This window comes from Paenibacillus sp. FSL H7-0940 (genome assembly GCF_037979415.1).
In the GTDB taxonomy this organism is placed as follows: domain Bacteria; phylum Bacillota; class Bacilli; order Paenibacillales; family Paenibacillaceae; genus Paenibacillus; species Paenibacillus amylolyticus.
In genome coordinates this window covers 615,606-624,179 of record NZ_CP150280.1, presented here as the reverse complement: position 1 = coordinate 624,179, position 8,574 = coordinate 615,606, and the positions used below count along the sequence as shown (strand labels likewise).

General features: G+C 44.2%; 10 protein-coding genes. 3 read left to right on the top strand and 7 right to left on the bottom strand.

Annotated elements, in window-relative coordinates:
- Positions 1-50: 50 nt before the first annotated feature.
- A complete protein-coding gene (locus MHB71_RS02635; protein WP_026080959.1) occupies positions 51-527 on the bottom strand; it encodes a DUF6790 family protein in 477 nt (158 codons plus the stop codon).
- Positions 528-950: 423 nt separating this feature from the next.
- On the opposite strand from MHB71_RS02635, the gene MHB71_RS02630 reads away from it, so the two are divergent.
- Together MHB71_RS02630 and MHB71_RS02625 are read left to right on the top strand one after the other, a co-directional pair.
- Complete coding sequence (locus MHB71_RS02630) at positions 951-1,376, top strand: Rrf2 family transcriptional regulator (protein WP_036668516.1); 426 nt, start codon at positions 951-953, stop codon at positions 1,374-1,376.
- 110 nt (positions 1,377-1,486) lie between these two features.
- Positions 1,487-2,344, top strand: coding sequence for an SDR family oxidoreductase (locus MHB71_RS02625; RefSeq protein WP_340028799.1), 858 nt, complete (start codon positions 1,487-1,489; stop codon positions 2,342-2,344).
- A 188-nt stretch (positions 2,345-2,532) separates the two neighbouring features.
- On the opposite strand, the gene MHB71_RS02620 is transcribed toward MHB71_RS02625, so the two are convergent.
- From MHB71_RS02620 to MHB71_RS02600, 5 genes are all read right to left on the bottom strand, one after another.
- The gene (locus MHB71_RS02620; protein WP_340028798.1) at positions 2,533-3,072 is read right to left on the bottom strand and encodes an RNA 2'-phosphotransferase; all 540 of its coding nucleotides are present in this window, start codon (positions 3,070-3,072) and stop codon (positions 2,533-2,535) included.
- Positions 3,073-3,103: 31 nt separating this feature from the next.
- Positions 3,104-3,544, bottom strand: a complete 441-nt coding sequence (gene imm48 / locus MHB71_RS02615) for an Imm48 family immunity protein (protein WP_053061631.1) — start codon at positions 3,542-3,544, stop codon at positions 3,104-3,106.
- 309 nt (positions 3,545-3,853) lie between these two features.
- On the bottom strand, positions 3,854-4,843 hold the full coding sequence (locus MHB71_RS02610) for a serine/threonine-protein kinase (protein WP_340028797.1): 990 nt from the start codon (positions 4,841-4,843) through the stop codon (positions 3,854-3,856).
- Between the two features lie 299 nt (positions 4,844-5,142).
- A complete protein-coding gene (locus tag MHB71_RS02605; RefSeq protein WP_036615225.1) occupies positions 5,143-6,012 on the bottom strand; it encodes an alpha/beta hydrolase in 870 nt (289 codons plus the stop codon).
- A gap of 210 nt (positions 6,013-6,222) precedes the next feature.
- Positions 6,223-6,876: a ribonuclease H family protein gene (locus MHB71_RS02600; protein WP_036615228.1), complete on the bottom strand. Its 654-nt coding sequence runs from the start codon at positions 6,874-6,876 to the stop codon at positions 6,223-6,225.
- Positions 6,877-7,029: 153 nt separating this feature from the next.
- On the opposite strand from MHB71_RS02600, the gene MHB71_RS02595 reads away from it, so the two are divergent.
- On the top strand, positions 7,030-7,662 hold the full coding sequence (locus tag MHB71_RS02595) for a DUF421 domain-containing protein (RefSeq protein WP_338706654.1): 633 nt from the start codon (positions 7,030-7,032) through the stop codon (positions 7,660-7,662).
- Positions 7,663-7,806: 144 nt separating this feature from the next.
- On the opposite strand, the gene MHB71_RS02590 is transcribed toward MHB71_RS02595, so the two are convergent.
- On the bottom strand, positions 7,807-8,574 hold the full coding sequence (locus tag MHB71_RS02590; protein ID WP_127545022.1) for an ABC transporter ATP-binding protein: 768 nt from the start codon (positions 8,572-8,574) through the stop codon (positions 7,807-7,809).

The following is an 8,574-nucleotide window of genomic DNA, read 5'->3' as shown; positions in this document are numbered from 1 at the left end:
CATCGTTTAATTGAGATTCAAGCTGTGTAAGGCAAAAAATCAGTTACAGCTTAGTGCATTACCCAGATTCCACCAGCCAATACGGAGAGAACCGTGATAAACGTTTGATACACCACATCCATAATGAGATTCCCGATACTGTCTCCATCTGCCTTGCGATTTTTAATCATGACATAAGTATGTGACCAAAGACCACTTAATCCGTATATGTACATCGTTACCAATACACCAACCCAAAAGTTCCCTTGGAACCAGATGGCCATAATCCCCATAACTCCAAGCCCTACCTGGGAAAAACCGTATTTAACCTGAAATGGTCCACCAGGCCATCCTAACATTTTGGCTGTCTGATCCGCTCTGGCAATGTTGACAACATAACCAATCACTCCAACCAATCCAAACGTAACCACAAACTGATGAAGCAGCAACACCCTGCTAATCTCGCTCATTTCCCCGGGAAAACCTAACACATATAGGTGTACTCCCCCTGAAATTAGACCTAACAACCATAGAACCAAAAACCACATGCCTGTCCCACTCCCGCCGTTTGTTATTTGGAATCATTTGTAACTAAATGTACAATCTTGTAGTTAAACACATTATATAATCGCTTTTACATTTGTCAATTCATACATAATTTTCTAGTTTGTCGAAGCTTTTGTCATTTTTCTTCTTCTGTACGCAAACAAGAAAACCATATAGTTCCATTTAACTTGAAAATAATAGGAACTTAGCCCTATTATTACATTAAAAGGTTTGAAACCTACTTCTTTTTTAACGCTTCAAAAGAACCACAACTCATTTATTTGACATAGGTGATAGTTCAATTATCATCTGTTTGATTATCTACGATTCCAGAACAACAGCAACTATCCATTAAAATATAATATAAAGGAATTGACATCCGATCTCTTTGTAACTATTATAGTTACAACGGTGGTGATTATCCCATGAGACAAATCAGCAGTCGCTTTTCCATTGCGGTTCATACCCTGTCCCTGATCGCTGTTATGCCCAATGAATGCACCGGAGATGTGATCGCGCAGAGTGTGAATACAAATCCCGTGATTATTCGGCGGATTATGTCCAAGCTGAAACAGGCTGGACTGATTGACGTCAGACCCGGTGTGGGTGGTGCTTCCTTGTTGAAAGATCCAGCCGACATTACCCTTCTTGATGTATATCGAGCGCTTGAGGTGGTGGAGGATGGGGAATTGTTTAACTTTCACAAACATCCGAATCCGAAATGTCCGGTCGGCAACATGATTGAACACACCTTGCGTGCCGAACTCATTGAGGCTCAGACAGCCATGGAACAGCGCTTGAATCGTGTAACCATACAACAGATGATGGATCAGATTCATGTCTCTGAATAAAAAAGCTCATAATGAGCTTTTTTTAACCCTTCCGTTGTAATCACACCTGTTATAACATTTATGATTACATCCATATGCAAACAAAACACATATCCTAGGAGGAAAAGAAAATGAAAATTTTGGTTACTGGCGCAACAGGTCAATTGGGTTCAATGGTTGTAGAGGCATTGTTAAAAACGGATTCTGCCAAAGGTTTGGCAGTAAGTGTACGTAATCCGGAAAAAGCGGAAGCACTCCGCACTCAAGGGGTTGACGTGCGTCACGGTGATTTCGATCAACCGGAGACGTTGGAGAAAGCTTTTGCCGGTGTAGACCGTCTGTTGCTCATCTCGACTGATGGTGACAATGAAACGCGTATTCGCCAACATCAGGCTGCCATTGACGCTGCCAAGAACGCAGGCGTGGGTTTCATCGCTTATACAAGCGTTGTGAATGCAGAGAAAAATACCCTTTCCCTGGCGGAAGTTCACCGCGCTACAGAAAAAGCTATTCGTGAATCCGGCATTCCGTATTCCTTCCTGCGCAACAACTGGTACCTGGAAAATGAAGCAGGCAGTGTGCAAGCAGCTACGCAAGGTGCACCTTGGGTTCATGCCACCAACAACAGCCAAGTAGGCTGGGCTACCCGCAGTGACTACGCCCATGCTGCTGCAGCTGTACTAGCAGGCGAAGGACATGAGAATACCGTGTATGAATTGTCCGGCAAACTGCGCACGCAAGCCGAACTGGCTGCCATTGTTGGTAAAGTGCTTGGACAAGAAATCAACGTGCAAAACGTGGACGATGCCGCTTACGCTGACATCATGAAAGGCGCAGGTCTACCGGACTTTGTCGTATCGATGCTTGTTGATATGCAAAGTGCCATCCGTGAAGGCGCATTGGCTGTAGAAAGTGATACTTTAGAGAAATTGCTTGGCCGTCCGGCTCAGCCACTTAGCGAAGGTATTAAAGCAATTGTAGGCAAGTAAGTTTTGGATATGAGAAAGGGACACACCAACAAATGTTGGATGCGTCCCTTTTTTTGTGTAGCTAACGATCAATACAAAGGTATACAACTTCAACGGATGACTGTACACTCACCCGTTGATTGCGACTGCTGCGATTGGAGATAGGTATTTATGCTGTCCACAACGGTTCATCACTCATTGCTCACCAGTCACTGCTCAAGAATATAACGTGCAGGAATGTGATCGGCCAGCCAGATATTTTCGTTTCCATGATAAAAAAGGATTCCATCTGTGGCCGCTTGAGCAGCATTGATTCTCAAAATGACAGGCTGATCATCCCGTCTTTGTCCCACCTGATTGGCCGTATCAATATCTGCGGACAGATGTACATATTGCCTTTGCCGCGGCTGTAAGCCATGTTCCATAATAGAATGCACTGCGCGTGCCGGGGTCCCATGGTACAGGGTTTCCGGTGGCTCGGCAGATATTTTCGATATCTTATGAGGAGTCGAATGTCCATACAATGCCCGGATGCGGCCAGAACGGATTTCATGTCTCTTTTTCTCCGAGGTTTCAATCATCTGCTCCAGATCGGCTTGCGTGACTTCCTTCCACTGCGGACTTTCATGTAAAGCCACCAGCAATTGCGAGATTTCCACCCAACCCTCTTCGTCCAGTTCCAACTCATACTCCCATGGTGCATGTCGCAGAGCGTATGAGAGTTCCTTGCTTAATTTCATCAGATCCAATACAATCATCTCCCACATCTAATAAAACTGTCTATTTTTGCGATTGAACCGCGGTTAAAATCTCCTGAATGTTACGTTCCAATCCTTCATCGTCTTCCTGATTGAATTGGCGGTGTCCATCAATCCCACGTTGGATAATCGTATTCATCACCGGATGAACCTCACGATCGGAAGCCACCCGAATCAGATCATCGGCAAAATCAACCGCCTGCTGTTCACTGTAATTAAATGGTTTAATCAGCATCCGAATGCTCAAGGCATGGGCCTGCGGCTCCGCTAGCTGATCCCGATGAGTGATGCCATACACCGCGCCAAAACCAAAAGCAGCCATGACCTGACGCTCCAGTTCTGTCGTCTGTTCCAAAGGCGTGCCAATCAGCTCACACATTTTGTCCACCATCTGCTCCAACTCGTTTGCTGCCGCAGCCAGAATTACGTCATTAATATCGTCAGCGTTGATAAATTCAGTCATATTGGTTTTCTCCATTTCTGCACCGTATTTGATCCATTCTCTTAGACTCTATGAGAACATTGTATCGGAGTTGGGGTGTTCGTTTCAAATTCTATCTATAGGTGGAGCTGTTAATCACGGCATGATTTATCGTCTGGCTAACTTCGAGACGAACTCTATAAAATATAACGTCATTCAATTACATCCGATTCCCTATAACATAATAAATAACAAAAAAACCAAATCTCCTCTTTTATAAGTCGACTTGGTTTAATTTATTGTACGAATATGCTCATCTAGCATACCATTTTATAAAAGAGGTGTTATAACTCAAGCCATCTCATGTTGCTTTTTCGACTCCACTTCATAGACCTGCGTATGTTGATTCTCGGCTAAAGACCATTCCACTGTACCTGGCTTGCGCACTTTCCATACCCAGGCTTGAACTCGCAGCGAGCTTCTGACCCAAGCTAAGGAAGCACAGCGTTTCTCAGAACGAACCGTCAACCCCCAATGAATAACACGAGCGAGCCAAGGATTCACATACTCATTATGTGAGCGAACAGATGGCAATTCATCCTGGAACAACCGCTGTTTCACGTCCATAGGGGGTTGCCCACATGTCCAATAATGGAGCAGAGCTGCCAAACTATAGATGTCCGACATCGGTCCTTGACTAGATTTCTCCGAATAAAACTCCAGCGGAGAATAACCTGCCGATGTAAATATCACCTGTTTCTCTCCGGATTGCATAGGCCAACGGGTAGCTGAGCCAAAGTCCAGAAGTTTGGGTGTACCATCCTCCATAACCATAATGTTGGAAGGTTTCACATCCCGGTGAAGAATGCCTTGCTTATGTATGTAATCCAATGTATCCACCAGTGGAAGCAGCGTCTCCGTTATGAAAGCAGCATCAAGAGCATGATTATGTTCATTCAAATACTCGGTCAATGTGATTCCCGTGCAGTATTCCATAACCAGATACCCCGTACCATTTGCTTCAAAATGATCCATATACGATACAATATGGGGATGATCCAGTTTCGATAATAGTTCACCTTCGAGCAGAAATGCAGCCAGTAACTCCTGATATTGCCCACCGTATCCTCGTGAAGAGCAGAACACCCCTCGCTTGTCTGCCTGCCGTTCAGCCATTCTCTGTGGGAAAAATTCCTTAATGGCTACTTTTGCACCTGTGTTACGATCTCGCCCTGCATATACAATAGCCAACTCACTGCTGGCTAATACCTGTCTTACCTGATATGTATCATTTATAATCACATTGCGCTGCAATGCCATTTTGCAATTGTCTTTTCTCATAACAGACCTCTTTTCAACCTTGTCGATCGGAAGACTTTCCGCGTAAATGCATCACTTGGTTTAACCAGTCAGCAATTCATCGCCAACTATACATATAAACCAAATGATGCAATTTGAAACACCTTAACGCGAAATATTTAAATATTAATGATATCAAGCCTTCTGCGATATACTGCTAATCCCTATCCACACTACTCTATAGAAGAAAAGCATTCTCTTATATAGAGTATCGACAGATGGATGTAATTACTTTATTAAACTGGAGAATAACATTTCTCATCCTTCATTTACAGCTTTTATTAATAATTATTCTGTAAAAAACGCCCGATTTCCTCGTTCATCTGAACCAATACGTCCTGTGAAGGAAAATGTCCTGTATCATACTTGATGGCTTCTACATTCGTAATAATCTTTTGAGCTCGCTCAATACACTTATCCGCTGGGAAAAAGACATCCTTCTCTCCTACCAATAACAAGGTTGGTGACGTATAATTCACCAGTTCTTCCCGCTCCGTAAGCTTGGGCAGATCCTGATCTATGCTGACGTATTTAAAAAGTTTGCCGATAATGTTTTTATCCATTTCTTTCATGCAGTTGCACGACATGTTGTCCGTAATTTTTTGCAAAGAAGATGGTGAAGAAGTCATACGATACTTGACGAGTGGCAGCGTGATATCCTGAGCTGTTTTAATTTTGGAATTGACCGCAAGACCCGCAGGAGCAACCAATACAGCACACGAAATGCGTTCCGGAATATAGGTAGCCAGTCTGAGAATAATGCCTCCTCCAAACGATGGGCCGATAAATGCACTCTTTTCGATATCATAGTGATCCAGCAGATCCGATACCCATAATGCCAAACTATCAAACCGTGTCGAGATACTCGCTTCCTCACTATAACCAGGATGACCAATCGTATCAGGAGCAATAATCCGGTATTCTTTAAATAAAGAAGAGAACCAGGACAACGTCATCGGATTCACACAATTACCGCCTTGGAGAATAAATAACGGCTTGCCATCTAGAGGACCCGTCAGTAAAACATGTGTCTTTCCAAAACGCGTCTCTACATACTCCCGAGTAAATTCCTCACCCAACTCGTTCAAATAAATCTCATACTCTTCAAGTATGCTGCTCTTGCCTTCTTCACTTCTATAAATGGAACTCATGTCTGCCTCCTGCAATATATACTCAAATACCCCATTCTATTGAATGGACTTGCTAATCAATGGACCAAAAAGATAAAGAGGGCCTGCAGATGACAGGCTCCTCCATATGTTTAACTAATCATATTCAGATGATTATAGAGCGGAAACTGGAAATTGTAAATAACGATTCTAATAGACCAGAAATTAAGGAGGAATCCTTTGGAAAAATACCTACTTCCGGCCGTAATCTGCCTTGATTTCGCCCCACTGTTTGGTCTGCCATTTTAGCACTTTATTGCTGTACGTATTCGTCTGGAGCCACTGCTCGGCACGATCAATCATCAACCAGATCTCTTCCGTGGAGTTGTCTCTTGGCAACGTTGTGGCTACTTTTTTCTGCTTTAGCCATTTCATGGCATTGACCGAGTCGGTATACACCGTTTTGGTACTGCCTTCTTTTTTCAGATGTGCGAGGGCATGTACAATGGCTAAAAATTCGCCCAGATTGTTCGTGCCTTTGGAGATCGGTCCGACGGAGAAAATAACCTCACCGGTACGGGTGTCTACCCCTTTGTATTCTACAGGTCCGGGGTTACCACGTGTGCCCACATCAACAGAGACGCTGTCGTAATCCACTTCCTCTGACGTTTCCATGCCAGCACTTCTTCCGCTACCAGCCGACTTTGTCTTCGACGCTCCGCCTGCACTTGAACCCCAGTTCCCTTTCCATCCAGCACGATACGCTTCTTCTGCGGCTGTTTTGGACTCATAGGATTTATATTTTGCTCCAGTATAATGATCCGTCTGCGCTTTGCAATCTGCCCATGTGTTATACACACCCGGCTTCTTGCCTTCCCAGACAACATAGTATTTCTGTTTTGCCACTGTAACCCGCTCCTTTGTTCCTTCATCAATACCCTATTGTAAACGATCCGGTGGGCGGAATGAAAGCTATGGATTTAGCCATCTGCATAATTTCTCCAACTCCAGAACAGTCTAAGAAGCAAAACGCATACTGGAATAGAAAGGAATATACGTATGGACTGGATATGGAAATCTGTTTTACTTGTACTTATCGGCATGATTCTGCTGCGAATTGCAGGACGCAAGTCGATCTCACAGATGAGTGTCGCCACAACGGTCATCATGATCTCCATCGGAACAACGATTGTACAACCCATCGCAAATCATGAGCTTGGCAAAGCGATTGGATCAGCATCAGTATTCATTTTGACATTGCTTGTAGTGGAACAACTGCAATTGAAATTTAATATTTTTGAACGGTTAATGAGTGGCAGTTCCAAAATCGTGGTAGAGGACGGAAAGGTCATTATCCCGAATCTGAAACGTATGCGTTATACGATGGATCAGCTTGAGATGCATATGCGACAGCACGGAATTACAAGTGTAGACGATCTGGAGACAGCAACGGTGGAACCCAATGGTCAACTTGGTTATGTCCTGAAACGACATGCTCGTCCCGTGACGATTGGAGATCTGGAAGAGATCCTACGAAGTTATGCGATTACAGGTAGTAGTCCAGCAACGGGAGAACACCCCCAACAAGACAACAGCAACAAGTCTTCAACGCATAGCGATAATTCCTCAGATATTTTTCAAGAAGTCAGCAAAGGTGCTCATGCTCATCCCGTTGATCCTAAGCTTCAATAGTTGATCCCTACCCCCACCTAAAAAACAAAAGACCGGCCCTGTGAGCACTCAACAACATCGCTCCAACAGGCACGGTCTATTTTCACTTCAATTGATTATTTCGAAAGATTGCTCCGGGTCATCCAAACGAAGATATAGTCCCAATCAACGTGTACTCAGGTAAGCAATGCCCAGGCCGCCTGTAACCGGATTTGTATAGATTTCACAATCGACATCAAATACCTCACCAATCATCTCGCGAGTCAGAATATCAGCCGGTTTGCCATGGACCACAATCTGGCCCTTTTTCACCACATAGAGATAATCGCAATATGCTGCGGCGAGTTCGAGATCATGCAGCGCTGCCAATATGCCAATGCCGAGTCCACGGACAATATTTAGAATCTGAAGTTGGTATTTGATGTCCAAATGGTTCGTTGGCTCGTCCAGGATCAGGAATTGGGGTTGCTGTGCCAAGACACGCGCCAAGACCACACGCTGTTTCTCCCCACCAGACAGAGACACGTAATTGCGGTCTGCATGTCCAGTCAGATGTACTTTTTCTAAAGCCTGCTCAACGATTTCGTGATCCCGTTCATTATCCGTCTCCAGCATTTTTTTGTGCGGGGTACGGCCCATCATGACCATCTCACGTACTGTAAAATCAAAACTCAATTCATTAAACTGGCCAACAACGCCCATGTGTCTGGAAACAAGCTTTGGACTGGATTTGAGAATATCGGTATTATCCAGAAAAACCTTACCTTGCTGCGGTTTGATCACTTTATAGATGCTCTTGAGCAGCGTTGACTTGCCACAACCATTGGGTCCGATCAGTCCAACGAACTGTTTGCCGTTCACCTGTAATGAAATATCCTTGATGATGTCCGTGTTCAGCACGGAGATGGATACATTTTCTACGTTCAGCTTCAT

What these genes read in the sequence shown, in the direction of transcription:
- MHB71_RS02605 (WP_036615225.1), bottom strand. Translation starts at nt 6,012, where the DNA reads ATGAGTTCCATTTATAGAAGTGAAGAAGGCAAGAGCAGCATACTTGAA.
- MHB71_RS02625 (WP_340028799.1), top strand. Translation starts at nt 1,487, where the DNA reads ATGAAAATTTTGGTTACTGGCGCAACAGGTCAATTGGGTTCAATGGTT.
- imm48 (WP_053061631.1), bottom strand. Translation starts at nt 3,544, where the DNA reads ATGACTGAATTTATCAACGCTGACGATATTAATGACGTAATTCTGGCT.
- MHB71_RS02590 (WP_127545022.1), bottom strand. Translation starts at nt 8,574, where the DNA reads ATGAAGCTGAACGTAGAAAATGTATCCATCTCCGTGCTGAACACGGAC.
- MHB71_RS02635 (WP_026080959.1), bottom strand. Translation starts at nt 527, where the DNA reads ATGTGGTTTTTGGTTCTATGGTTGTTAGGTCTAATTTCAGGGGGAGTA.
- MHB71_RS02595 (WP_338706654.1), top strand. Translation starts at nt 7,030, where the DNA reads ATGGACTGGATATGGAAATCTGTTTTACTTGTACTTATCGGCATGATT.
- MHB71_RS02610 (WP_340028797.1), bottom strand. Translation starts at nt 4,843, where the DNA reads ATGAGAAAAGACAATTGCAAAATGGCATTGCAGCGCAATGTGATTATA.
- MHB71_RS02630 (WP_036668516.1), top strand. Translation starts at nt 951, where the DNA reads ATGAGACAAATCAGCAGTCGCTTTTCCATTGCGGTTCATACCCTGTCC.